Origin of the sequence: Alteromonas hispanica, from assembly GCF_010500915.1 — a bacterium.
Taxonomy (GTDB): domain Bacteria; phylum Pseudomonadota; class Gammaproteobacteria; order Enterobacterales; family Alteromonadaceae; genus Alteromonas; species Alteromonas hispanica.
On sequence record NZ_JAAAWP010000004.1, the window covers coordinates 86,621 to 113,368 of the forward strand.

The 26,748-nt window shown below is 44.1% G+C and carries 18 protein-coding genes and 5 tRNA genes; 8 read left to right on the top strand and 15 right to left on the bottom strand.

Annotation, left to right across the window (positions count from 1 at the left end):
• Positions 1-36 precede the first annotated feature (36 nt).
• Complete coding sequence (locus GTW09_RS08285; RefSeq protein WP_163111509.1) at positions 37-2,562, top strand: excinuclease ABC subunit UvrA; 2,526 nt, start codon at positions 37-39, stop codon at positions 2,560-2,562.
• A gap of 115 nt (positions 2,563-2,677) precedes the next feature.
• On the opposite strand, the gene GTW09_RS08290 is transcribed toward GTW09_RS08285, so the two are convergent.
• From GTW09_RS08290 to GTW09_RS08340, 11 genes are all read right to left on the bottom strand, one after another.
• The gene (locus tag GTW09_RS08290; RefSeq protein WP_163111510.1) at positions 2,678-4,570 is read right to left on the bottom strand and encodes a SurA N-terminal domain-containing protein; all 1,893 of its coding nucleotides are present in this window, start codon (positions 4,568-4,570) and stop codon (positions 2,678-2,680) included.
• Positions 4,571-4,839: 269 nt separating this feature from the next.
• Entirely contained in the window at positions 4,840-5,112 is a 273-nt protein-coding gene (hupB, locus tag GTW09_RS08295; RefSeq protein WP_012518978.1) for a nucleoid-associated protein HU-beta, read from the bottom strand.
• Positions 5,113-5,419: 307 nt separating this feature from the next.
• Positions 5,420-7,771: an endopeptidase La gene (gene lon, locus GTW09_RS08300; RefSeq protein WP_071980131.1), complete on the bottom strand. Its 2,352-nt coding sequence runs from the start codon at positions 7,769-7,771 to the stop codon at positions 5,420-5,422.
• 465 nt (positions 7,772-8,236) lie between these two features.
• On the bottom strand, positions 8,237-9,511 hold the full coding sequence (gene clpX, locus GTW09_RS08305) for an ATP-dependent protease ATP-binding subunit ClpX (protein WP_071980132.1): 1,275 nt from the start codon (positions 9,509-9,511) through the stop codon (positions 8,237-8,239).
• A gap of 74 nt (positions 9,512-9,585) precedes the next feature.
• On the bottom strand, positions 9,586-10,215 hold the full coding sequence (clpP, locus tag GTW09_RS08310; protein WP_071980133.1) for an ATP-dependent Clp endopeptidase proteolytic subunit ClpP: 630 nt from the start codon (positions 10,213-10,215) through the stop codon (positions 9,586-9,588).
• 98 nt (positions 10,216-10,313) lie between these two features.
• Positions 10,314-11,618, bottom strand: a complete 1,305-nt coding sequence (gene tig, locus GTW09_RS08315; RefSeq protein WP_163111511.1) for a trigger factor — start codon at positions 11,616-11,618, stop codon at positions 10,314-10,316.
• A 369-nt stretch (positions 11,619-11,987) separates the two neighbouring features.
• Positions 11,988-12,064, bottom strand: a tRNA-Pro gene (locus tag GTW09_RS08320).
• Positions 12,065-12,106: 42 nt separating this feature from the next.
• Positions 12,107-12,191: transfer RNA gene (locus GTW09_RS08325), tRNA-Leu, on the bottom strand.
• A 7-nt stretch (positions 12,192-12,198) separates the two neighbouring features.
• Positions 12,199-12,274: transfer RNA gene (locus tag GTW09_RS08330), tRNA-His, on the bottom strand.
• A gap of 89 nt (positions 12,275-12,363) precedes the next feature.
• Positions 12,364-12,440: transfer RNA gene (locus GTW09_RS08335), tRNA-Arg, on the bottom strand.
• A gap of 48 nt (positions 12,441-12,488) precedes the next feature.
• A tRNA-Pro gene (locus GTW09_RS08340) sits at positions 12,489-12,565 on the bottom strand.
• Positions 12,566-13,004: 439 nt separating this feature from the next.
• Between GTW09_RS08340 and folD the strand changes: the two genes are divergently transcribed.
• The 6 genes from folD to GTW09_RS08370 all read left to right on the top strand — a co-directional run bounded on the left by folD (position 13,005) and on the right by GTW09_RS08370 (position 19,106).
• A complete protein-coding gene (folD, locus tag GTW09_RS08345) occupies positions 13,005-13,859 on the top strand; it encodes a bifunctional methylenetetrahydrofolate dehydrogenase/methenyltetrahydrofolate cyclohydrolase FolD (RefSeq protein WP_071981308.1) in 855 nt (284 codons plus the stop codon).
• A 20-nt stretch (positions 13,860-13,879) separates the two neighbouring features.
• Positions 13,880-14,479 (top strand): DUF1415 domain-containing protein, encoded by a 600-nt coding sequence (locus tag GTW09_RS08350; RefSeq protein WP_163111512.1) that lies wholly within the window; start codon positions 13,880-13,882, stop codon positions 14,477-14,479.
• Positions 14,476-15,192 (top strand): tRNA (N6-threonylcarbamoyladenosine(37)-N6)-methyltransferase TrmO, encoded by a 717-nt coding sequence (gene tsaA / locus GTW09_RS08355; RefSeq protein WP_163111513.1) that lies wholly within the window; start codon positions 14,476-14,478, stop codon positions 15,190-15,192. Before GTW09_RS08350 ends, tsaA begins: the two co-directional genes overlap by 4 nt.
• Before the next feature lie 252 nt (positions 15,193-15,444).
• Positions 15,445-17,169, top strand: coding sequence for a proline--tRNA ligase (locus GTW09_RS08360; RefSeq protein ID WP_163111514.1), 1,725 nt, complete (start codon positions 15,445-15,447; stop codon positions 17,167-17,169).
• A 40-nt stretch (positions 17,170-17,209) separates the two neighbouring features.
• Positions 17,210-18,058, top strand: a complete 849-nt coding sequence (locus GTW09_RS08365) for an MBL fold metallo-hydrolase (protein ID WP_071980139.1) — start codon at positions 17,210-17,212, stop codon at positions 18,056-18,058.
• 178 nt (positions 18,059-18,236) lie between these two features.
• On the top strand, positions 18,237-19,106 hold the full coding sequence (locus GTW09_RS08370; protein WP_239059331.1) for a phospholipase A: 870 nt from the start codon (positions 18,237-18,239) through the stop codon (positions 19,104-19,106).
• 41 nt (positions 19,107-19,147) lie between these two features.
• On the opposite strand, the gene GTW09_RS08375 is transcribed toward GTW09_RS08370, so the two are convergent.
• From GTW09_RS08375 to guaB, 4 genes are all read right to left on the bottom strand, one after another.
• A complete protein-coding gene (locus GTW09_RS08375) occupies positions 19,148-20,047 on the bottom strand; it encodes a histone deacetylase family protein (RefSeq protein ID WP_163111515.1) in 900 nt (299 codons plus the stop codon).
• 71 nt (positions 20,048-20,118) lie between these two features.
• Positions 20,119-21,741: a methyl-accepting chemotaxis protein gene (locus tag GTW09_RS17745; protein ID WP_163111516.1), complete on the bottom strand. Its 1,623-nt coding sequence runs from the start codon at positions 21,739-21,741 to the stop codon at positions 20,119-20,121.
• A gap of 283 nt (positions 21,742-22,024) precedes the next feature.
• Positions 22,025-23,602, bottom strand: coding sequence for a glutamine-hydrolyzing GMP synthase (gene guaA, locus GTW09_RS08385; RefSeq protein ID WP_163111517.1), 1,578 nt, complete (start codon positions 23,600-23,602; stop codon positions 22,025-22,027).
• Positions 23,603-23,783: 181 nt separating this feature from the next.
• Positions 23,784-25,253: an IMP dehydrogenase gene (guaB, locus tag GTW09_RS08390; RefSeq protein ID WP_163111518.1), complete on the bottom strand. Its 1,470-nt coding sequence runs from the start codon at positions 25,251-25,253 to the stop codon at positions 23,784-23,786.
• A 100-nt stretch (positions 25,254-25,353) separates the two neighbouring features.
• On the opposite strand from guaB, the gene xseA reads away from it, so the two are divergent.
• Entirely contained in the window at positions 25,354-26,706 is a 1,353-nt protein-coding gene (gene xseA, locus GTW09_RS08395) for an exodeoxyribonuclease VII large subunit (RefSeq protein WP_100972584.1), read from the top strand.
• Positions 26,707-26,748: the final 42 nt, after the last annotated feature.

A 26,748-nucleotide genomic window follows, 5' to 3' on the forward strand; every position in this document is an offset into this window, starting at 1 on the left:
TTTTACTGCAAATCAAGGATGGAACACTTTCACGCTATGACTAGCTCGGTAAATGACAACGTGCAAGTGCGCGGAACGCGCGTTCACAATTTAAAATCTCTCGACGTTGATATCCCAAGAAACTGTATTGTCGCTTTTACAGGGATATCTGGGTCTGGTAAATCTTCTCTCGCATTTGGGACTCTATTTGCCGAAGCACAGCATCGTTACCTAGACTCAGTATCACCCTATGCCCGACGACTAATAGATCAGATTGAAAAGCCTGAGGTAGACAGTATTGAGGGTTTACCACCAGCAGTTGGACTTCATCAGCATAGGGGGTCTCCTTCAGTGCGTTCTTCAGTAGGTAGTATCACTACCATATCGAACAGCCTACGCATGCTATATTCCCGCGCCGGTGAATATCCAGAGGGACAGAACATCATCTATGCAGATGCGTTTTCACCTAATACCGTCGAAGGCGCCTGCGATAAATGCCAAGGCATAGGCAAAGTTTTTGATGTTACCGAAGATAAACTGGTACCAGACCCACACCTCTCTATTCGTGAAGGAGCAATAGCGGCTTGGCCAGGTGCATGGCAGGGTAAAAATTTGGTGAGAGTACTGCTATCACTGGATATTGATGTAGACATTCCATGGAATGAACTGCCTGCAGACACGCGTCAATGGATCTTATTTACCGACGAGTCACCTCAAGTTCCTGTTTATAGAAATTATAACTTGGCGCAAACTCGTCGTGCGCTAAAAGACAACGAACCCGCTAGCTATAAGGGAAAGTTTGTCAGCGCAAAAAGCTATGTGCTTGAAACATTCAAATATTCACAGAAAGAAAAAATAAAGCGGCGTGTTGCCGAGTATTTGAACGTAGCTACCTGTTCTCAATGCAATGGTAAGAAGCTTAAACAGTCGTCGCTCTCTGTAACGCTTTGTGGCAAAGATATTATTGAGTTTTCACGTCTTTCCCTAAGTGATGTTGCTTCACGACTATCTGACTTGCTCGAAAGCGTTGCAAACCAACAAAACGAAAAAGCGAAGGTGTTGAATAATATCGCTAACGATATTCTCGCGCGACTTGCTCCAATTATTGCTCTTGGCCTTGGCTATCTCTCTTTAGAACGAAGCACAACTACAGTGTCTGCCGGTGAACTTCAGCGTTTGCGTTTAGCCACACAAATCAAATCTAAACTTTTCGGCGTTGTGTACATTATGGATGAGCCGTCTTCGGGCCTACATCCAAACGACATTGATGCGCTTTTAGCGGCTTTTGATGAACTTGTTAGTGCCGGCAATACTGTATTTCTGGTAGAGCATAACGTACGTGTAATAAAGCATGCAAATTGGGTGGTAGATGTGGGCCCTAAAGCTGGAGACGGTGGAGGCCAAGTCGTATTTAACGGCCCAGCAGAAAAGTTAAAAAACGCAACTGAGTCAGAAACATCGCAATTCTTATTTAATAACGCCCTCAGCCTTCCCCGCTTCAATCGCAAACCTACTGGCTGGCTTTCGTTAAAGAATATCTATAAAAACAACTTAAAGGGTTTGGACTGCAAGTTCCCCCTTGGCACGATAACAACGGTAACTGGGGTGTCTGGCTCGGGTAAATCGAGTTTAGTCAGTCACGCCCTAGTTGAATTAATTAAACAGGCGCTTACAAGCGCTGGCAAAGGTAAGAGCACCGATCGGAGTTTAGATAAAAACTCGCATTTAGACGTTGATGAAACAGCACTTTTAAACAGTGACAAAGACGAGCCTGCTAATGGACACATAGCAGGTGGCTTGGAACAGGTAAAACGTCTGGTCGTGGTAAACCAAGCTCCTATAGGCAGAACGCCTCGCTCTAACTTGGCAACATACACAGGTCTTTTCGACCACGTGAGAAAACTATTCGCCGCTACCGCTTCTGCAAAACAGTTGGGCTATAACGCTGGCCGCTTTTCATTTAACACCACTAAGGGTAGATGCGAGAATTGTGAAGGTGTTGGCTTTGTCTCAGTAGAGCTTCTATTTATGCCAAGCGTTTATTCCCCCTGCCCGGTTTGTCATACAAAACGATACGACGAAGATACGTTATCAGTAACATGGAATGGCCTTTCCATTGCCGATGTTTTATCACTGAGTGTGGCAGAGGCGCACGAGATATTTGCCGACGAAGCCCCTATTTGTCGGGCACTAGAGGCATTGCAGCAAGTTGGGCTAGATTATTTACGGTTAGGTCAACCTGCAACCGAGTTATCTGGTGGCGAAGTCCAGAGAATAAAATTAGCAACCGAATTAAAACGGGTTGAAAAGAAGAACGCGCTTTATGTCCTTGATGAGCCTACCACAGGACTGCATCCAGCTGACATAAGCTTGTTAATGGCACATTTGAATACCTTGGTCGATGAAGGCAGCAGCGTAGTTATGGTAGAGCATAATATGCAGGTAGCGTTTGCTAGCGACTACATTATAGATATAGGCCCGGGTGCAGGAATAGAAGGTGGTGACGTTGTGGCACAAGGAACACCTCAAGAAGTATCGGCAAACAAAAAAAGTAAAACTGCTCCCTTTTTAAACGTCCAATAAAAAGGGCACCTTTCGGTGCCCTCTTGTTTCTATTCGATGCGCTTTGTACTATTTCGCTGTTTTTACTATGACGCTCTTTTTACTATGACGCTTTGCGCAGAATAGAACAGCACGCTTATATGCTTTCAGCGACAGTAACTTCAGCCTGTGAGCGAAGCGCTTCTATATATTGCTCGTACATACGCTGACCGTTCATCTGGCCTAAACGCTCTTTTAAGCTATTGCCTAGTTCAGCTTCTAACACTGGTGCATCGTTAACGCCTTCAAGCTGAACCACAGCTACATCGCCATTTACTGTTGTTGCAACATCGATATTACCATCACCCTCTGGCGCTAGCGTAAACAATGTCTCTACAACAGCAGATGCCAAGTTATTACTATTTCTAGCTACAGCTTGTGCCGTTTCCCAAGACACCGACTTTTCAGAGAGTAAAGATGATACATCATCACCTGCACGAACCTTACTCGCTACGTCTCTTGCCCAAGCCTCTGCTGCTTCTTGCGCTTTTGTTACTTTTACAGAGGCTTCAATACTTTCTCTAACCTCATCAAGAGACTGTGTGCGTTGAGGCTCGTGTTCGATTACACGAACGGCAACAATATTTTCATCATCTATTTCAATGATGTCACTATTTACACGTTCATCTATTAGCTCTGGAGAGAAAGCAACCTCTAATACTGCCGGCGAGTTAACACTCTCTGGTGCAGAAGTGCGGCTAAACATAGTGGTTTCCTGAACAGGAAGGTTTACGGCATTGGCTGCATCTTCTAACGTATCAGGCACCTCAAACGCAATCTCAGCTAATGTGTTTTGAAGCTCGAAATACTTTTCCATTGCTTGGTCGTAAAGCAATGAATCTCGGATGTCACCAGCAACTTCTTCGAAAGACTTTGTTTGAGCTTCATTGATGTCGGTCAGCTTAATGATGTGAAAACCAAAATCGGTCTCAACAATATCAGAGATATCACCCACACTTTCTAATGAAAAAGCGGCTTCATCAAATGCTGCATCCATCATTTCAGGCGTTATAAAATCAAGATCACCACCGTTTTCTGCAGAAAAAGTATCATCTGAGTTTTCTGACGCCAAAGTGGCAAAATCAGCACCGTCATCGAGTTGTGCTTTCAGCGCTTCAATTTCTGCTCTTGCGGCATCAACATCATCACCTGACTCAATTAGGATATGTGATACACGACGCTCTTCTTCTTTTCCGTAGCTCGCTAAGTTATTCTCATAGTAAGTGCGCACTGCATCTTCATCAACAGATACTCTGCTCTTAAGGTCTTCTACGCTCAACTTCACGTAAGCTAACTTTACTTTCTCTTCTGTATCAAAAGAGGCAATATTGTTGTTGTAGAAGGCATCGATGTCTTCTTCGCTCACTTCTACGCTATCAGCAAAAGCATCAGCACTTACAACTGCATATTTTGCATCACGAGTTTGACGTTGTAATGTATTTGCTAGCTCTACTTCGCTGTCCAGAGAGAACGCAGACGTTGTTAACGCCGCGGCTAACTGATTTTGCGTCATTTGAATACGAAGATAATTGCGAAAGTCCGTGGGGCTAAACCCATTTTGACGGAGAATAGTTTGGAAGCGTTCATTATCAAATTGACCACCAAACTGAAATTCAGGCATTTGAACAATCGTTTCTCTAATTTGCTCGTCACTAACGCGTAGGCCCAGTTCCGTCGCCTGCTGCTGTATAAGCTTCTCAGCAATTAGACGATCTAAAGCGTTACGGCGGAAGTTAGCCAAGTACTCTTCACTTGAGAAAAGCTGAGCGACACTCTCGCCAAACTGCGACTCCATTTGTGCCCGCTGGTTTTGATAGGCACGGTCTAGCTCTTGGGCCGATATTTCTTCGCCATTTACTGTGGCCACCGCTGAGGTGCCTGGTGATGTAAGGTAGCTACCCACACCCGCAAATACGAAACTCAAAACGATTAGCGCAATGATTGCCATCGCCCATGGGCCTTGAGAACCTTCTCTGATTCTTTCTAGCATGATTATTCTTCAACTCCGTTGCTTACTACTGATACCCGATTAACTCTTTAAGCTAGTTATGAGAAAGATTAACCGATGGTAAATAAGCGATGATTATAACCTAATGCCGATGAAGATAAACGACCTAAAACAACTAATCTGTGTGTTCCGAAGACAGTTTTATCACGTTTACCGAAAAGCAAACCTATTCGCGGCGGGGTTATTGATTATGTTACTGACAAATAAAAAAGGCGATGGACCAGCCATCGCCTTTTTCTATATTTTTTAACTTAGTTACAAGCGTCTTTCAGAGCTTTACCGGCTTTGAAAGATGGAACTTTCGCAGCTGAAATCTGAATAGTCTCACCAGTTTGTGGGTTACGGCCACTGCGAGCTGAACGTTCGCGAACTGAGAAAGTACCAAAGCCTACTAGTGCTACTTGGTCGCCGTCTTTAAGCGCGGCTGTTACTGAGTCAGTGAATGCGTCAAGCGCGCGCCCAGCAGCTGCTTTAGAAATATCTGCACCAGCAGCGATTTGGTCGATAAGTTGAGACTTGTTCACTATTATGATCCCCTTCGATTGTTATTATACTGTTTGTCCAAAATTATGATTGGACGTTATAACAAGCTTGATTGTTAACATCAAGCATCTGTCACAATTAATTAACTTTTAAAATTAACCGCTGCAATCCCTTTTGTGGCAAGGCTTCAAGCGATAACCATTTTAAGGTAACACAACTTTTCAGTCTTGAAAGCCCTAATTTGGAAAAAATCAGCAATTCTTTAATTTTACGTACATTTTTTAATCAAAAATTAAAAATAATCGGCTGCACCCCTTTAAAATCAAGCATTGCAGCCAACTAGTTTTGCTATTTATTCACCACTTCAAAGCTTTCTACCGGCTCCTGAAGTGCAATATCTAACACATCATCAATCCACTGTACTGGGTGAATAGACAAATCTTTTTTCACGTTATCTGGAATTTCTTCTAGATCGCGCTCGTTATCTTTTGGAATAACGACGGTTTTTATTCCACCTCGGTGAGCCGCTAAAAGCTTCTCTTTTAGACCGCCTATGGCCAATACTTCGCCACGCAATGTAATCTCACCTGTCATGGCTACATCACACTTCACAGGGTTACCTGTAAGAGAAGACACTAACGCGGTGCACATGGCAATACCCGCACTTGGTCCATCTTTTGGCGTTGCCCCTTCTGGAACATGCACATGAATATCGCGTTTTTCGTAAAAGTCGCTGTTAATGCGCAGTTTATCAGCACGACTCCTCACAACTGTCATAGCCGCTTTGATAGACTCCTGCATAACATCGCCAAGGGAACCGGTGGAGGTCATTTTACCTTTACCAGGTACCGATGTTGTCTCGATTGTCAGTAAGTCACCACCTACTTGCGTCCACGCCAAACCGGTAACCTGACCAATTTGGTTGTCTTTATCCGCTTTGCCATAGTCGAAGCGCTGTACGCCAAGATAATCTTTTAAGTTATCTTGAGTAACCGATACCTTGCCTTTGCTCTTCTTGAGTAGAATATCTTTAACAGCCTTACGACAGACTTTAGAAACTTCCCTTTCAAGGCTACGAACCCCGGCTTCCCGAGTATAATAACGAATCATACCAATCACTGCCGAATCGGTAATTTCTAGTTCTTTCGCCTTTAAGCCATTGCGCTCCATTTGCTTACCTATAAGATGGTTTTTCGCAATGTTAAGCTTCTCATCTTCGGTGTAACCAGACAGACGAATAACTTCCATACGATCTAATAATGGACCGGGAATATTCATACTGTTTGATGTTGCCACGAACATGACGTCTGAAAGATCGTAGTCTACTTCTAAATAATGATCGCTAAAGCTGTTGTTCTGCTCTGGGTCGAGTACTTCTAAAAGCGCTGAGGCTGGGTCACCGCGCATATCCGACGAAATCTTATCAATTTCATCTAGCAAGAATAATGGGTTTTTCACCCCGACTTTTGCCATTTTTTGCACTAGTTTACCAGGTAACGAGCCTATGTAAGTGCGGCGGTGACCGCGAATTTCAGCTTCGTCTCTCACGCCACCTAAGGCCATGCGAACATACTTTCTGCCAGTCGCTTTCGCAACAGATTGCCCAAGGGAGGTTTTACCTACACCAGGAGGCCCAACAAGACACAAAATAGGCCCTTTCAGTTTTTTCACGCGCTGCTGAACGGCGAGATATTCAAGAATGCGCTCTTTAACTTTTTCCAACCCGTAGTGATCTTCATTAAGAACACTTTCCGCTCTCGCTAAGTCTTTCTTCACAGGCGAGCGTTTATTCCACGGCACATTGGTAAGCCACTCGATATAGCTACGCAGCACGGTAGCCTCAGCAGACATTGGAGACATCATCTTCAATTTTTGAAGCTCAGCCTTGGCCTTGTCTTCCGCCTCTTTTGGCATCTTCGCGTCGGCAATCTTTTTAGCTAGCGTCTCAAATTCGTCTGGAGCATCGTCAAGCTCGCCAAGTTCTTTTTGAATGGCTTTCATTTGCTCATTCAAATAGTACTCACGCTGGCTCTTTTCCATTTGCTTTTTAACGCGTGTGCGAATTTTCTTCTCTACCTGCAGCAGATCGATTTCGCCTTCCATCAACGCCATTAAGTATTCAAGGCGCTCGTTAACGCCCTGCATCTCTAAGACCTTTTGCTTTTCAGCAAGCTTGAGCGGCATATGCGCAGCCATGGTGTCAGCTAGCCTAGCAGCGTCTTCAATCCCGGTTAGCGAAGTAAGAACCTCTGGTGGAATTTTTTTGTTAAGCTTTACATAACCTTCAAACTGAGACACAGCAGAGCGAATAAGTACTTCTTGCTCACTTTCTTCAATGCTCTCATCATCAAGCTGATCTACATTGGCAACAAAGTACGGCTCTGATTGCTTATAGCTTTCGATTTGGCCGCGTACGCTCCCCTCAACCAGCACTTTTACTGTGCCATCAGGCAATTTCAATAGCTGCAGTATGGTCGCTATTGTACCAACGGTATAAATATCATCAGACTCGGGCTCATCTACGCCAGCGTCTTTTTGTGCTACTAAGAAAATTTGTTTGTCGTTCTCCATTGCCGCTTCTAGGCAACGGATAGATTTTTCACGCCCTACAAAAAGGGGTATGACCATATGCGGGTATACGACCACGTCCCGCAGGGCAAGCACAGGAATTTCAATGCGATTTTCACGCTCAACTGTCATACTTGTTCTCAATTAGTTTTCCGATGTCGTTTTATATGGGGATGTAAGGGCAAAGTTCAATCAAAACTTATTAAAGTGCGTTAATTCCCTACACCCTACTCTCAAATGTCTCTTTTCGGGACATTCTTACTACGTGAACTATACGAAACCGATACAAATATTATTGATATCGAAGCACTTTAAATCGCAATTTTTAGATGTTCACCTGACAACCATTATCGATTTTTGCGCTGATGGCAACCGTTTGATAGTAAATCTAGAATAAAGGATAGTTTTTTAGGGCACATTCGCTTAAATAACGACCAAAAATAGGATTTGTTTGCGTCAAAGACTTATTCACGATGCCGCACATCTATAGCAACACATACGCTTTAAAAACAAAAAAGGCCCCGAAGGACCTTTTTAAATAATCAAACCCGTAAAACACTCACTAGGTTGATGGATTCTGTTTGCGTGTTAAAGCAATTATTCAGACGCCGCTTTTTTCTCATTACTGTCGTAAATCAAAATAGGCTTAGACTCGCCGCGGATAACGGTTTCGTCAATTACCACCTTACTCACATCTTCCGTAGAAGGTAGGTCGTACATTGTCTCTAGCAACACTGCCTCAACGATTGAGCGGAGACCACGAGCTCCAGTTTTGCGCTCCATTGCTTTTTTTGCAATCGCATTAAGCGCATCTTCACGGAATTCAAGCTCAACATCTTCCATAGAGAATAGCGCACCGTACTGCTTAGTAATCGCATTTTTTGGCTCGCGAAGGATCTGTATAAGCGCTTCTTCGTTAAGCTCTTCTAAGCTGGTTACAACCGGTAGACGACCAATAAACTCTGGAATAAGGCCATATTTGACCAAATCTTCTGGCTCAACTTGCTTAAACAATTCACTAATTTGCTTACCGTTTTCTTTAGATTTGACCGTTGCGCCAAAACCAATGCCGGTGTCCTTCTGAGCACGTTGCTCGATAACTTTATCAAGCCCAGCAAATGCACCGCCACAAATAAACAGGATCTTCGACGTATCAACCTGCAAGAACTCTTGCTGAGGATGCTTGCGGCCACCTTGAGGAGGAACAGACGCTACTGTGCCTTCAATAAGTTTAAGCAAGGCCTGTTGTACACCCTCGCCCGACACATCACGAGTTATAGATGGGTTGTCTGACTTGCGTGAAATTTTGTCAATTTCATCAATGTAGACAATACCACGCTGAGCTTTCTCTACGTCGTAATCACATTTCTGAAGGAGCTTTTGAATGATGTTTTCAACATCTTCACCTACGTAGCCCGCCTCAGTTAACGTTGTAGCATCGGCCATGGTAAACGGCACATCTAATAGCCTAGCAAGCGTTTCTGCTAGAAGCGTTTTACCACTTCCTGTAGGCCCTATAAGAAGGATGTTACTTTTACCAAGCTCTACACCGTCGTGCACGTCGCCGTTGCGCAAACGCTTGTAGTGGTTGTAAACCGCAACAGAAAGCACTTTTTTAGCGTGATCTTGCCCTATGACATAATCATTTAAATGCTCGTGAATTTCTGCGGGTTTAGGTAAAGCATCCTGCTTTTGCTTAGGCGCAATTTCCTTTATTTCTTCGCGAATGATATCGTTACATAACTCAACACACTCGTCGCAAATGAATACGGACGGCCCCGCTATCAGCTTTCTCACTTCATGCTGGCTTTTGCCACAAAATGAGCAGTACAGTAGCTTGTTATCGCCGTCACCGCTTTGCTTATCACTCATTACTTTTGCCTCTGCCTTGCCTGAGCCTTAGACCAAATCACACATAATGTTGGCTCAGATTTACTATAACTATACTACTTTGTTGCAGCAACGTCAGAACGGTTTGCTAAAACTTGGTCAACAAGTCCATATTCTTTCGCATCGGACGCATTTAAGAAGTTATCGCGATCCGTATCTTTAGCTACTTTCTCGTAGTCTTGGCCGGTGTGCTCAGCCATTAGGCGATTCAATTTCTCTTTAATGTAGAGTATTTCTTTCGCATGTATTTCAAAATCTGACGCTTGGCCCTGGAAGCCGCCAAGTGGTTGGTGAATCATAACGCGAGAATTTGGTAGGCAATAACGCTTCCCTTTAGCACCTGCAGATAGCAGGAACGCGCCCATACTTGCCGCTTGCCCCATACATACAGTGCTTACGTCAGGTTTGATAAAATTCATTGTATCGTAGATTGCCATACCGGCTGACACAGATCCGCCTGGCGAGTTGATATAAAGGAAAATGTCTTTTTCTGGATTTTCCGCTTCTAAGAACAACATTTGCGCAACGATAAGGTTGGCCATGTGATCTTCAACTTGCCCCACTAAGAAAATAACGTTTTCTTTTAATAGGCGAGAATAAATGTCGTAAGAGCGTTCACCTTTAGAGGTCTGCTCTACTACCATTGGAACAAGTGCATTCATAGGGTCAAACGGAGTGTTAGTCATAACTACCTTTATTATCTAGCGTTAAAAACAAAAATGCTCGGAAGGCTCCGAGCATTTAAGCAGTTGCTGACAAGTAATGTCAATCAGACAGTAAAAAATTACGCCTGTTTGTTCATTACCTCGTCAAAAGCTTTTGTTACTTCAGTAACATTCGCTTGCTCAAGAACCCACTCGATAGCTTGCTCTTCAAGCGCAACGTTTTGCATTTGCTGCATTAGCTCTTGGTTGTTGTTGTAGTACTCTACAACTTCACTTGGATCTTCGTACGCTGAAGCCGCAGTTTCGATCATCTCTTTAACGCGTTCTTCGTCTGCTTTAAGCTCGTTTTGCTTAATAACTTCACCAAGTAAAAGACCAATAGATACACGACGCTTTGCGTTATCAGTAAATAATTCTGCCGGCAGGTCTGGCAAATTCTGACCACCGCCTTGCTGGCTAAAGCGCTGTTTTGCCTGTTCGCGAAGTGTATCAACCTCTTGGTCGATAAGTGCTTGAGGAACTTCAATTTCGTTGGCTTCAACAAGCTTAGAAATAACGTCTTCTTTCACTTTGGCTTTCAAGGTTTGGTCTAGTTCGCGCTGCATATTCTTGCGCACTTCAGCTTTAAGTGCGTCAACACCGCCTTCCTCTACACCAAACAGTGTTGCAAACTCTTCGTCTACTTTAGGAAGAGATTGACCTTCAACTTTCTTCACTGTTGCTTGGAATACCGCATCTTTACCTTTAAGGTTTTCAGCATGGTAGTCTTCAGGAAAAGTCACTTCAATAGTTACTTCTTCACCTGCTTTAGCACCAACAAGTGGCTTTTCAAAGCCAGGAATCATTCGGCCTTGGCCTAATTCTAGTGCGAAGTCTTCAGCTTTTCCGCCTTCAAACTCTTCGCCGTCAATAGTGCCAACAAAGTCGATAACAACTTTATCGTCTTTCTTCGCTTTGCGCTTAACTTCTTTCCAAGTAGCGTGCTGCTTTTGAAGCGTTTCCATCATGTTATCAAGATCTTCGTCAGTAATCTCAACTACTGGCTTTTCAATCTCAATATCACCTAAACCTTTAATTTCCACTTCAGGATAAACTTCGAAAGACGCCGTGAACTCAAGGTCCTTGCCATCTTCGTCTGTGGTCAAATCGAACTTCGGCATACCGGCAGGTTGAATCTTCTCTTGGATTACTGCTTGGTAGAAGTTTTGCTGCATAACATCGCCAGATACTTCTTGACGAACTGCTTGGCCGAAACGTTTTTTGATTACGCTTACTGGCACTTTTCCTGGGCGGAAGCCGTTGATGCGCTGTGTTTTCGCCAACTGTTGTAGGCGTGATTTAACTGCTGAATCAACCGCGTCAGCTGGAACGGTGATAGTAAGACGGCGTTCTAAACCCTGGGTCGTCTCGACTGAAACTTGCATTATATTACCTCAACTATACGCCTTTTAAGGCGTTTTGTTCTCAATCCCCTCACCCGCCATGCTTTTAGGCACATCACTCGGGGAAGAGGTCGTTAAAATTCGTTTATGGTTTCAAAGTGGTGAGAATTCAAGTGTAGAAACAGAATTCATATATAAAAACACACAATTTGAAATAAACGCATTGGTTAAAAAAAGACGCGGTAGTATACAGCCGCACACGATGAGAGTCGAGAGGGAAACACAAGTTTGTAGCGCCGATCTGTTTAGATAACCCACAGATAGTGGAATTATTGCATCAAAACAGAAAGTTTTAGCTCGTTTGCCGGATTAGCGAATACGCTGAAATTTGAAAATATAGGGAAAAAGCAGTGGTCGGTGAGACAGGATTTGAACCTGCGACCCCTTGTACCCAAAACAAGTGCGCTACCAAGCTGCGCCACTCACCGACTGTAAATGCTGAAAGAGCTTTTGAAAGAAGCTTGAAACTATGGTGCGGAAGGAGAGACTTGAACTCTCACGCCGTGAAGCACTGGAACCTAAATCCAGCGTGTCTACCAATTCCACCACTCCCGCGAAAAAGTGGGGTGGACGATGGGACTTGAACCCACGACAACCGGAATCACAATCCGGGGCTCTACCAACTGAGCTACGCCCACCACTGAGGTGTTTGCTAGTTTACATGCGAATTGATAAACATGTAAACGTAAAGATTCTGCCAATTTAGTCAGGACCTACCTGACCCGCATGGCGCGCCCGGCAGGATTCGAACCTGCGACCCACGGCTTAGAAGGCCGTTGCTCTATCCAGCTGAGCTACGGGCGCTCGACGAATCTTATTGCAAGTTTTCTCACAAAGGTTATTGCAAGAAAATGGTCGGTGAGACAGGATTTGAACCTGCGACCCCTTGTACCCAAAACAAGTGCGCTACCAAGCTGCGCCACTCACCGACTGTGTAACTGCTTTCGAAGCGTTTTGCCTCTGTGCCGTTACGGGGTGCGAATATTACTGACTTGCCCCCACCTCGTCAAACACTTTTTTAAATAAAAAAAACAACCGCTCACAAAGCACGCATTATTGTGTTTTTTTGAACAAAAAGAGTACTTTTTAGCCAGAGCGAAAGATATTTTCTCGTTTAATTGTCCAAATTAAGACTGTTCACCGAAAACTAAATTAATTCATAAAAACTAAAGGGAATTGATCTTTGCTGTAGATTTAGCCCAAAATTCTTACAACAAAGCTCAGCATGCACGTATATTAACTGAAATTTTGTTCTCCAACGTATTTCAATGTAGAAAAACATCTCACTCAGAACACTTTCCTCTGGTTTCAGTTACCCGTTTTGTGAAACAATAAAGGTCAATCATTAATGACTTTATGACTGAAAATATGACCGCTCACCTTATTGACGGCAAATTAATTGCCAAACAAGTTCGCCAACATGTAGCTTCTTACGTCACCTCCTTAACACAAGCTAAAAAACGCCAGCCGGGTCTTGCGGTGGTATTGGTAGGTAGTGACGCTGCTTCACAAGTATATGTTTCGAATAAGCGTAAAGCATGTGAAGAAGTCGGTTTCGTGTCTCGCTCTTTCGATCTCCCCTCAGATACGTCGGAAGAAACGCTGCTTAAATTGGTGGATGAACTTAACGATGATAAAGAGATAGACGGTATTTTAGTTCAGCTTCCGCTTCCTGCAGGGCTTAACGCCGAACGAGTACTAGAGCGTATTCATCCTCATAAAGACGTGGACGGGTTTCACCCATACAATATCGGTCGTTTAGCTCAACGGATACCAGCGCTTCGCCCCTGTACGCCAAAGGGCATTATGACGATGATTGAGTCCACTAAACGCCCTGTTAAAGGTTTAGACGCCGTTATTGTTGGCGCATCGAATATTGTTGGTCGCCCAATGAGCCTAGAACTATTATTAGCGGGCTGTACGGTAACAACGTGTCATAAGTTTACGCAAGATTTAAAGAGCCATGTTCAGCGTGCAGACCTTCTTGTGGTTGCGGTAGGTAAACCTAACTTTATCCCAGGTGACTGGATTAAGCCTGGTGCCATTGTTATCGATGTGGGTATTAATCGAGTAAGTGACGGTTCGTTAGTCGGCGATGTCGAATTTGATAAAGCGAAAGAGCGTGCGGGTTGGATAACGCCGGTTCCGGGTGGTGTCGGCCCTATGACAGTAGCAAGTCTTATCGAAAACACGTTAGAAGCTTACGTTAAGTACCATTCGTAAAAAATGGCAACTAATCGGTTATGAACTTGCCTTCACTCAACGCCCAAGCAGATCAAAATACCCATTTCATTGAGGCAACAATGAAATGGGTAGATGACATTGTGATTCGCCACAACTTTTGCCCGTTTGCTTCTTATGTGAGAACTCCTAACCAGATTCATTGCTGCGTAATAGCAGGCAATACAGGAGATGTGTTAGAGGCGCTTTACGATGAGTTATCTCGGCTGGAAAAAGACAACAATGTTGCGACCACATTAATGGTTCTGTCTAATAGTGTTTTTGCTGATTTTGATGAGTATTTAGACGTGCTCGCTATTGCTGAAGCCATGCTAAACGATTGGGGTTTTTCGAGTAAATATCAGCTTGCCAGTTTTCACCCTCATTATATGTTTGAAGGCAGCGATACGGACGCGCCTGAAAATTTCACTAACCGCTCACCCTACCCTATTTTGCATATCATTAGAGAGCGTGACATTTCTCGTTTTATGAAAAACGAAAATGACGCAGAAAAAATTTATACCCACAATATCGCAAAAGCAAAAGAGCTTGGATGCCCATACTTTCTTGAAGCGCTGTCAAAAATAAAAGCAGAAAACACAGTAAAAGACAGCGAAAAATGACGGCAGAAAACACGTTTACGATTCAAAAAATTGCCACTATTTCCACGCCGTTTAACCAAAAGTTTGGAATACCGCGACAGCCCAACTTAAGTGTAGCGAAAGGAATTATTACCTTTGAGGACACCTTTGATGATGCGAATATGCTGAAAGGCATTGATAGCTATAGTCACCTCTGGTTACTTTTTATCTTTCATCAAACAATAGACAGAGGCTGGAAAAGCACGGTTAAAGCGCCTCGTTTAGGCGGTAACTCAACCATGGGCGTTTTTGCCAGCCGCAGTACCCACAGACCCAATGCTACAGGCATGTCTGTCGTAAAAAATAGGGGCCTGCATCTCATAAATGGGAAAAAGAAACTCATGGTTGAGGGCGTAGACCTTGTTAATGGTACTCCCCTGGTTGATATAAAACCTTATCTTCATTACGCAGACAGTGTAGATTCCGCTACCGATAGCCTTAACCAACTTCGACCTATACCTCAACGAGAGGTGGTTTTTGAGAATAATGTAAAGCCTCAACTTACAGAGGTAAGTCGCCGCCACAGTGACTTTACACAATTAGTATGTGATGTATTGGCGCAAGACCCACGCCCAGCCTACAAACAACCTTTAGATAACGACGACAAAACCTACAAAGTCTCGCTATACAACTTCGATATTAGTTTTATCGTAAAAGGAGGCATTGTTGTGGTTACGCAAATTGTTGCGCTATGAAAATTTTCGAGAAAGTACCTGTGAATATGTCTTTTTAACTAATTGTGCAGCTGTACCTAGAAAATTCCTCCAAGAAAATTCCTCAAACGCAGAATGGGTCTAAACCGTAGACGTTTCTCAACAGTTTTTTCAAAAGCTTTCTTCACTCAACATAGATTATTTCAACATAAAGCAACGAGTGTATAGCCTAATGGCTCTCACTTAATTAGAATAGATAAGATCACATTTTAATTTACAGGAATACTGGTTTACATGCGCACTAGTCAATATTTGCTCGCCACGCAAAAAGAAACACCCGCTGATGCAGAGGTTATCAGCCACCAGCTAATGTTACGTGCTGGAATGATTAGAAAGCTAGCGTCGGGGTTATACAACTGGCTTCCTTCAGGCCTTCGCGTTCTCAATAAGGTCGCTAATATTGTTCGCGAAGAGATGAACAAAGCCGGCGCTATCGAAATACTGATGCCTGTCGTGCAGCCGGCAGATTTGTGGGAAGAATCTGGTCGTTGGGAAGAATATGGACCTGAATTGTTGCGTGTAAAAGACCGCCACCAGCGTGATTTCGTGTTAGGCCCCACTCACGAAGAAGTTATTACCGCCCTCGTTCGCAACGAAGTTAGCAGTTATAAGCAGCTACCGCTTAACCTGTACCAAATACAAACTAAGTTTCGCGATGAAGTCCGTCCTCGCTTCGGCATTATGCGTAGCCGCGAATTTACGATGAAAGATGCGTACAGCTTTCACTTAGAGGATTCTTGTTTAGAAGCCACTTATCAGAAAATGTATGACGCCTACAGCAATATATTCTCTCGATTGGGTTTAGATTTTCGTGCTGTTATCGCCGATTCTGGTTCAATTGGTGGCAATCATTCTCATGAGTTCCATGTATTAGCAGAGTCAGGGGAAGACGCCATTGCGTTTTCTAATAAGAGCAATTACGCCGCTAATATTGAAATGGCACCGGCTACGGCCCCTGAGAAAGCATCTGCCTCTGGCGCTGCACGTGAAACCAAGCCTGTATCTGGTCACACTTTAGAAGAGGCTCTTGGCAGTATTGATATTGCAACTAGCAATGCGGTAAACGTGTTTGTGGTTAAAGGGGCTGAAACTAGTGAAGACAACGCTGACGCTGCTCTAAATAGCGATGAAAAGTGGGTTGCCCTTGTACTTCGAGCAGACCATACATTAAACGATATTAAAGCCGAAAAAATTGATAGCGTTGCTACACCGCTTGTTCAAGCTTCTGCTGAAAAAGCGGCACAAGTGTTAGGTGTTTCTCCTTTATTTGCAGATGCAACCAGCCTGAACATTCCTACTTACGTTGATTCAAGTGCTGCAGCACTCGCCGACTTTACTTGCGGTGCCGGTGAGCAAAACAAATTAGCTATCAATTCAAATTGGCCTGAAGAGATAAACGCGGTTGATATTCGTAACGTAGTCGCTGGCGATATATCTCCTGACGGTGAAGGTACCCTTGAAATAAAGCGCGGCATTGAAGTAGGTCATATTTTCCAACTTGGCAGGAAGTACTCTGAAGCCATGAATTGCGGTGTTTTAAGCGAAACAGGTAAGCATCAAACGTTAACAATGGGATGTTACGGTATCGGTGTATCTCGAATTGTTGCTGCCGCGATAGAGCAAAACCACGATAAATTTGGCATAAAGTGGCCAGATGCCATAGCTCCTTTCAAAGTGGCTATCATTCCCATGAACATGCATAAATCACATCGCATTAAAGAAACAGCCGAAAAGCTGTATGAAGAGCTATTAGGCTTGGGAATAGACGTACTTTTTGATGATAGAAAGGAACGTCCAGGTGTTATGTTTAATGACATGGAATTAATTGGCATACCTCATAGTATTGTTATTGGCGAAAGAAACTTGGATAATCAACAGGTTGAATATAAAAATAGACGAACTGGCGATAAACAGTTATTAGATCTCAGTGCCGCTAAGGATTTCGTAGCCGCGCTCTAACATCTGACGTTGCCCGAACAATGAAGAACGGGGTGGGTATATGCGGTTAACATTTTACGGTGTAAGAGGGTCGATACCCACACCCGGAGCGGACTTTGTCCGCTACGGCGGCAATACAGCCTGTGTACATATAGAGCTTGAGGACGGCACGGATATCGTCCTCGACTCGGGTACAGGCATCCGCTTGCTCAGCCCCTATCTCATTCAAAAAACAACACCCATTAATATTTTACTTAGCCATAATCACTGGGACCACATTCAAGGCTTTCCCTTCTTTACGCCTATTTATCAAAAAGACCGAGAGATCAATATTTTTCCAGGACAGACCAATTTGGATGAGCCTGATCAGATCCTTAGGCAAATGGAAGGCTCTTTGTTTCCTGTGCCTAGAACTGCCCTTCATGCAAATATAACAATACAGCATCTTGATGCTCAGCAAGATGTCTTTTCTATTGGAAGTGCAACCATTAAGCGGGTTCCTATGAACCATCCGGGTAAGGGAAGCGCTTATTGTATCGAGGCAGATGGCTATAAAGTGGCGTACATCACTGACAACGAGCTTTACCCTCCCTACAAGAAAGAAACTGATTTTCAAACATTCGCTACCTTTGCCAGTAACGCAGATCTATTAATCCATGACGCTCAGTACATGGGGTCAGATATGCCCGCAAAGAATGGATGGGGACACTCTGTGGCAGAAGAAGCTGTTAAACTTGCTATGGCAAGTAACGTTAAGCGACTCGCGCTATACAGTCATGACCCCGAAAGAACAGACGATGATATAGATTTTGTGGTTTCTCATTGTAATGACTTCGTATTAGCTGCAGAATCACCACTGCATGTCTTTGCATCAGCAGAAGGCCAAGTTTTGGACTTCAACCAACCGTAACTATCACCACGGAGAATAAAAGGTGACTTTAAAGCCTTTGTTATTTATAGCACCAGTCGTTTTATCACTCGGTGTTATCACTACTTCTGTCGCGCAAGAATCTCAAAAGTCAGATAGCCCTCAAACCTCTCAATCTACAGAATCACCCAAGTCTGAAGAATCGTCGCAAGATAACGATTTGTCTTCCGCTATAGAAGAAGGCATCGAGGTTATCGATATTATTAAACGAGACACCACAACTCAAAGTGCCCTCGATAGTCGCTTAGAAGGCGACAAAGAAGCGTTAGATAATGTATTTGCTATTACTCAGCATCGCCAAAATTACCTTCTCCCTTTTACTCATATAAAAAATCCTAATTCGGCGGGTAATCAAGACCTTACGGAAGAAAACGTTGACAGCAAAGAAGCAAAATTCCAGTTAAGTATGAAGCTGCCACTTTACATGGAAGATACTGGTTTTGATGGCGTGTATTTTGGATTTACGCTTACGTCATTTTGGCAGTTATATAACAGTGAAGTATCGAAACCCTTTAGAGAAACCAACTACGAGCCTGAAGTTTTTTGGCAGAAAACCGGCGACTACTCAGTTCTAGGCTATAAGTTTAATACTTTTCAAGTAGGCTTCAACCATATGTCTAATGGGCAAAGTGGACTTCGCTCAAGAAGCTGGAACCGCATTTTTGCCTCAATTGTGTTTAGCGACGACGATGATATTTATTACTTAAAGACCTGGTACCGCGTGCCGGAAGATGAAAAAGAAGATCCTTTAGATCCAAGCGGCGACGACAATCCAGATATACAAGATTTTTACGGGCGATTCGAATTTGGTTATGGCCGTAAAATTGGCGCATTTAAAATGCTTGCTCTGTGGAGAAACAACTTAGATTTCAATGATAATCGAGGCAGCATTCAATTAGACGTGACCTATCCTATGTCAGATCGTTACGATCTTCTCATTCAGTACTTTAATGGCTATGGAGATTCATTAATCGATTATAACCGTTCTCAAGAGCGTATCGGTCTTGGTTTTCAGGTAAAGTTCCTGTAGGTGAAAGCACTTCTAAGTGAAAGCCCACTCTAGGTAAACGACTAGTCGATAACCCCTGCAGCTCGATAGAGTTGAATATGCACATCTACCAGCGCGTCAATATCGCGCTGGTAACCACCACCAATCACGGCAGCTATAGGTAACCCTTTGTGCTGCGCCAACTCAAATACCATTTTATCCCGCTCGTACACCCCTTGCGTTGTTATGTGCAGATGGCCTAAATCATCATTAACGTGTACATCAACGCCGGCATCATAAATTATGGCATCGGGCTGATACTGTCGGAAAGCCAGTGTAATAGCTTGTTCTAATGTCGATAAATACTCATCGTCTGCCGCCCCTTTTACAAAGCCAATATCAATATTAGAAACCTGCTTTCTATGTGGAAAATTCTTTTCACCGTGCAGAGACAAGGTAAAAATATCATTGTCATTTTCGGCCAGCTTGGCAGTACCATCCCCTTGATGAACATCTAAATCGATAATTAGAACATTATCAATACCCGGGTGCGTCTGCATGGCCTTGGCCGCCAGATAAAGATCGTTAAACAAACAAAAACCTGAGCCAAAATCTGCAAAAGCGTGATGATACCCACCGGTCAAGTTTAGCGCTTTGCCCGTTTCGATGGCGAGATTTGCGGTTAAGCATGTGCCTGCAACTGCCGTTCTTGTGCGCTCGATAAGCTGCTCAGACCAAGGAAAACCTATGCGTCGCATGGCTTTTTTATCAAGGTTGCCAGTTGTGAGCTGCTGAACATACTCTGGGGAATAAAAACGCATTAGAAGATCGTTTTCTATCGGGTTTGGCTTACTGAACTGAGACGCGCTAATCCCCCGCCTCATTAGCTCATCTCTAATACCCTTGTATTTCTCTATTGGAAACCGATGCCTGTCGGGAAGCGATAATTGACTGTAAATAGGATGGAACACCAGCGGGATCATAAACTATTGATTCTCTTCAGACTGTATTTAAACAAGCTTAATAACTTACGTTAAATACTGTCAAAGCCCGCTTAGCGGGTCAAACTGTTCACCACCTTTTCAACGTTGTGTGACATATTCTTCATTGAACGAGACATATCGTCGCGCTGTGCTAGTTGATGATAACGCTCAGCCGAAGACACAACATTGCTAATAATAGACTCTACCTGGCCCAATACGGCCTCTTGTTCATCCGCGGCTTCATTGAGCGCAACCACTACACTGGCGGTTTCTTGAATGTCTCTTACTACCGTGTTTAATCGCTCAAGCGCCGACTCAGCTTCGGCTGCATTGGTGTCTGAAAGCTGCTTACCTGAGGTCATGGCGGTTACAGCTGTTTTCGCTTCCGACTCAAAACTACTTAAAATATCGTTTATTTCTCTGGTAGATTGCTGCGTTTTAGCTGCAAGTGCTCTCACCTCGTCAGCAACAACCGCAAAACCCCTTCCATGCTCGCCGGCTCTCGCAGCTTCTATCGCAGCATTTAGCGCAAGCAGGTTAGTTTGATCAGCAATTTCATTAATTACATTCACCACTTTAAGGATATTAGTACTGCGTGTTTGAAGCTCAGTTACAATATCACTCGACTCTGTAACCGTTTGTGCAAGCTGCTTAAATCCGACGTTAGCCTTTTCGAATGTCTCATAGCAGCTGGCAACGTTTTGCTCAGAATTATTGGTTGCAACGGCAACTTGGTCAGTAATCGCCACAAGGTTTTGCACAATACCTTTTAACTTATCAGTACTGGTATCTAAAGAGCGAGATGTCTCTCTTTGCTCGCTGGCCCCTTCCATAATGGATTGACTAACACTGTCTAGAGTAGAAAATGCGCCACTCATTTCCCTTTCCGCATCTTGCAACTGCTCTACAGATGACTTCAGCTTACTCTGCAACGCACGGGCTGAGTTAGCTAAAACGCCTAGTTCGTGATTACTTGAATAAGTGAGTGAATAATCGTAATCACTATTTGCTAAATTTGAGATACAGGTAGCAATTTGCTTGGTTGGCTTAATCACCTGCGAACGCAATCTCGCAATAACATAGCTAAGAGACGCAATTGATAAAAGAACTGCAGCAATGAGGATAAGCCACAGCATATTACGAGTATCACTCTTGAGCGTTTTGATAGCGCCAGCTGACTGTGAGGCAATATCATCAGCAATGCTGCCTAAGAGCTTTGCAGGCTCTCTATCGATGCCGCGTACGTAACTATCCCCTACTTTTGGATCGAATCCAGAATTCACAAAAGCCTCGTAACCTTCGCGATATTTTGTAGCCATAATACCGTGAGCTTTTTGAAACTGACGTATTTCTGTCTTGGCCTTTGCGCTAATTACGTCGTTTTGCAGCATCGCAGTAAATTTTTTAGTGATTTCCTGCTCTCGAGCTTTAAATCGTTCCCAGTATTTTTCAAGGTCAGCTTGGTTATGACCGCGAAGAAGCACATTTTTCCACTCTTGAACCTGTGTTTTAAACGTACTTAGCACATCGTTGACATTACGCTCTGATTGCACAAGCGTATTTTCAAGCTCATCAAATGCGTTAAGCAGAGTAAATGACTTGAGAATTGAGGCGCCATTGAGTAAAACAAGAAGAAAAAAGCTAGCGAGAACAGGCGTTATCACTAAACGACTGATGCTTGTGTAATTGAACACGAGGAGGCCTTAACATTTGGAAGTACTCCTTTATTGAATGATATTTTTGTGACATTTACGTGACAGAAAAGGTATTAAACCAAATACTTAATTATACCTAGTTATAACCAAATAGTGTTTATAGTCTATCTGCGATCTCTGTTTGGAATTTCTATCTAGTCTTTTTTTATCGTCTTTGTACTTGGGCTTGTCGTTTGTAATTTCCAGCAGGTCTGCGCTAACAAAAAAGAGCCCGAAGGCTCTTTGCAATGTTAGTTATCAGAGATGGTTAAGCCCCTCAAGCTTATTCCCACTCAATCGTAGCGGGAGGCTTGCCTGAAATATCATAAACCACACGGGATATACCATCGATTTCATTGATAATACGGTTAGACACTTTACCTAAGAAGTCATAAGGTAAGTGAGCCCAATGCGCCGTCATAAAGTCGATGGTCTCAACAGCTCGCAAACTTACTACCCAATCGTATTTACGTGCATCGCCCATAACGCCTACAGAGCGAACCGGTAAGAATACGGTGAATGCCTGGCTCACTTTTTGGTATAAGTCTGCGGCGTATAGCTCTTCAATAAAGATGGCATCGGCACGACGCAAGAGGTCGCAGTACTCTTTCTTAATTTCACCAAGAACACGAACACCTAAACCAGGACCAGGGAACGGGTGACGGTAAAGCATGTCGTACGGCAAGCCAAGCTCTAGGCCAATCTTACGCACTTCATCTTTAAATAACTCACGCAGAGGCTCAACAAGACCTAACTCCATATCATCAGGCAAACCGCCAACGTTATGGTGAGATTTAATTACATGGGCTTTACCTGTGGCTGAGCCAGCAGATTCAATGACATCGGGATAAATAGTGCCTTGTGCTAACCATTTTGCATTGGCAAGCTTGCCGGCTTCTTCATCAAAAACACGAACAAACTCGTTACCAATTGCTTTACGTTTGAGCTCAGGATCTTCAATGCCTTCTAAACGCGCTAAGAAGCGTTCTTCTGCATCTATGCGGATAATGTTTAACCCAAAGTGGTCGCCAAACATTTCCATTACCTGGTCAGCTTCGTTCAGGCGTAATAACCCATTGTCTACAAAAACGCACGTAAGGTTTGTACCAATAGCGCGATGCAACAACATGGCAGTAACCGATGAATCTACACCACCAGATAGGCCTAAAATAACTTCATCGTCGCCTACCTTTTGCTTAATGCGCTCAATGGCATCTTCAATGATTGCACCCGCTGTCCACAGTTTTTCACACTTACACACATCCATAACAAAATGCGTTAATAACCGCATACCTTGACGAGTGTGAGTCACCTCCGGATGAAATTGAACTCCGTAGAACTGTTTTTCTTCATTGTACATTGCAGCATGAGGACAAGACGCAGTTTGCGCAATGGTCTCAAAACCTTCGGGAATAGCTGACACTTTATCACCGTGGCTCATCCATACATCAAGGCGGGCTGCACCATTGTCGCCAATCGCATCTTCAATTTTATCGAGTAACGGGCTAGGCTTGATGACTTCTACTTGCGCATAGCCAAACTCTCGTTTGTCTGAACCAAGTACTCCACCACCAAGCTGATGCGCCATGGTTTGCATGCCGTAGCAAATCCCCAACACCGGCACGCCGGCATCGAACACGTAATCAGGTGCTCGGGGAGAACCTTCTTCGGTTACCGACTCTGGCCCGCCAGACAAGATAATACCCTGTGGATTAAATGCACGAATTTGTTCTTCGGTTACATCCCAAGCCCAAAGCTCACAGTAAACGCCAATTTCGCGAACACGACGTGCTATTAGCTGTGTATATTGCGAGCCAAAATCCAAAATAAGAATGCGTTGAGCGTGTATGTTTGAACTCATAAAAAGCCTTTTTTTCTTTTCAACCACTAAGCCACATTGCTTTATCATAGCGTTATATAGCGAGGGCAAAGTGTTTGTAAACAACCTGTCCGAGGCGTGGATGCCGAGGCCAAGCTCCCAATGGGTGGGTTTACAGCGTGGTTGTGTCAGACACTATGCCCACGCTGAACGGTAACTCGCCTTAACCTAGACGGTAGTTAGGCGCTTCTTTAGTAATACTCACGTCGTGCACGTGGCTCTCACCCATACCTGCAGATGTTACACGTACAAATTGAGCTTTGGTGTTAAGCTCTTCGATGGTCGCACAGCCGGTTAACCCCATTGCTGAACGAAGTCCACCCATTTGCTGGTGAATGATGTTCGCGATAGGACCTTTATAGGCTACGCGACCTTCAATTCCCTCGGGCACCAGCTTTTCAGCATTATTTGACTCTTGGAAATAGCGATCTGACGAACCGTGGCTTTGATTCATTGCGCCTAACGAGCCCATACCGCGATATGACTTATAATAACGGCCTTGGAAAAGCTCTACTTCTCCCGGAGCTTCTTCAGTTCCGGCCAACATGCTGCCTACCATTACGCAGCTAGCACCTGCGGCTAGCGCTTTTGCAATGTCACCAGAGAAGCGAATACCGCCATCCGCGATAACAGGAATGCCGGTTCCTTCAAGCGCTTCTGCCGCGTCAGCTACTGCTGTAATTTGTGGCATACCACATCCAGTAACAATACGCGTAGTACAGATTGAACCTGGACCTATACCTACCTTAACAGCGTCTACGCCCGCATCAGCTAACGCTTTAGCCCCTTCGCGAGTGGCAACGTTTCCAGCAATAATTTGCACTTCGGGGTAGTCTTTGCGTACCTTCTTCACGCGGTCGATTACGCCTTGGGAATGACCATGAGAGGTATCAATTAACAGCACATCTACGCCAGCGTTGACCAATAGTTCAATACGCTCATCGGTACCCGGCCCTACACTAACTGCAGCACCAACGCGCAAGCGACCTAAAGAGTCTTTACACGCATTTGGCTTATTTTCTGCCTTTTGGAAATCTTTTACTGTAATAAGCCCGGTAAGCTTGAACGCGTCGTCCACAACAAGGATTTTTTCGATGCGATGTTCATGCATTAAATCGAGCACTACGTCAGAGCTAGCGCCCTCTTTAACCGTAACTAGGTCATCTTTGCCTGTCATTACATTGCTGATTGGAAGCTCTAGACGCTTTTCAAAGCGAAGATCCCGACCTGTTACAATACCAATCAGGTTGTTTTCTTCATCTGTCACTGGGAACCCCGAGTAGCCTTTGCTTTTCGATAGCGCAATGACATCGCCTATGGTGGCGTCTTTCGTTACGGTAACAGGGTCAGATACAACGCCACTTTCATACTTCTTCACCTCAAGTACGTGCTTTGCTTGCTCTTCAGGCGTCATATTTTTGTGAATAAAACCAATACCACCTTCTTGAGCCAAAGCAATGGCCAGCGGCGCTTCAGACACTGTATCCATAGCGGCTGATACCATAGGGATATTCATAGTTACACCGCGCGTAAGACGCGTTTGTAAGTTAGCTGTATGAGGGAGGACGGTTGAGTGGCCAGGAACTAGCAACACATCGTCAAAAGTAAGGGCTTCTTGGATGATACGTAGCATGCAACAACACCTATTCAGTTGAGGGTTAATTGCGGCGTGATTGTAGTGTTTTTTGGTTTTAAGGTAAACTCTATTTGTATTAAACCGAGTGATTTTTTTTATGTTTACAAATTCGCCATCAACATCTCGACAAATTTTAACAGTCACCAAGCTAAATCGATTAGCTCGAACCGTACTTGAGGGCGAAATTGGCCTAATTTGGCTGTCCGCTGAAATATCCAATTTTGTGTGTGCGGCATCCGGACATTGGTACTTCACGTTAAAAGACAATAAAGCCCAAGTGCGAGCAGCCATGTTCAAAGGTGCGAACCGCTCGGTACGTCAGCGCCCGAAAGAAGGCGATAAAATATTAGTGAGAGCGTCGGTGGGTCTTTACGAGGCTAGAGGCGACTATCAATTAGTTGTCGAACATATGGAGAGCGACGGTGAGGGTGCGTTAAAGCAAGCTTATGAAGCGCTTAAGATGAAACTTCACAGCGAAGGCTTGTTCGATGCCGCCACTAAGCGAAGCTTGCCAACGCAAATAAATCGTATAGGCGTTATTACATCATCAAGCGGCGCTGCTCTGCACGATGTACTTAGTGTATTAAAACGGCGAAGCCCACAAACCGAAGTTATTGTGTACCCTTCTATGGTACAGGGAGAAACAGCTCCTACCCAATTGATTAATGCACTAAGAAAAGCAAACGAAAGAAATGAAGTCGATGTTTTGCTTCTTACTCGTGGCGGTGGTTCATTGGAAGACTTATGGTGTTTCAACAACGAAGCATTAGCTCGCGAAGTGTCTGACAGTGCATTGCCCATTGTGAGTGCTGTTGGCCATGAGGTCGATTTTACTATTTCTGACTTTGTTGCAGATTTGCGTGCCCCTACTCCATCGGCTGCAGCTGAATTACTTAGCCAAGACTCTCTAGAGATAGACCGAAAACTAGTTCAGCAGCGAGAGCGCCTCAAAAGAGTCCTGTCGCACACTTTAGTGCACAATAAACAGAAGCTCGCTATTTTGCGCCAGCGCCTACAAAACTTACATCCGCAAAGTAAAATACAGCATCAATGGCAATCGCTAGACCGTTTGCAAATGCAGTTGCTTCATCACATGAAACAAGATGTTGCTAAAGCAGACAGAAAACTACAATCGCTCATAAATAGACTTAACACACATAACCCAGTGCAACGACTTACGCAGTCTAAAAGTGCCCTCAACTATGCTCAGACAAGATTGGTTAATGCCACCACTGCGCTATTGAGGAATAAGAAAAATCGCCTGGCATCTGGAGCGTCTCTACTTCAATCGGTAAGCCCCCTGTCTACGTTAGCGAGAGGCTATAGCATTACGTTGGCGAATAAATCTGCCATTACTAGTGTTGAAGCGGTAAATACTGGCGATACAATCACAACTCGGGTGACGGACGGTGAAATAACCAGTACAGTAACTAAAACTCGGAAAGAATAGTTCATCAACATGATAGTTAAACAGTATTGTCCATACGGCATG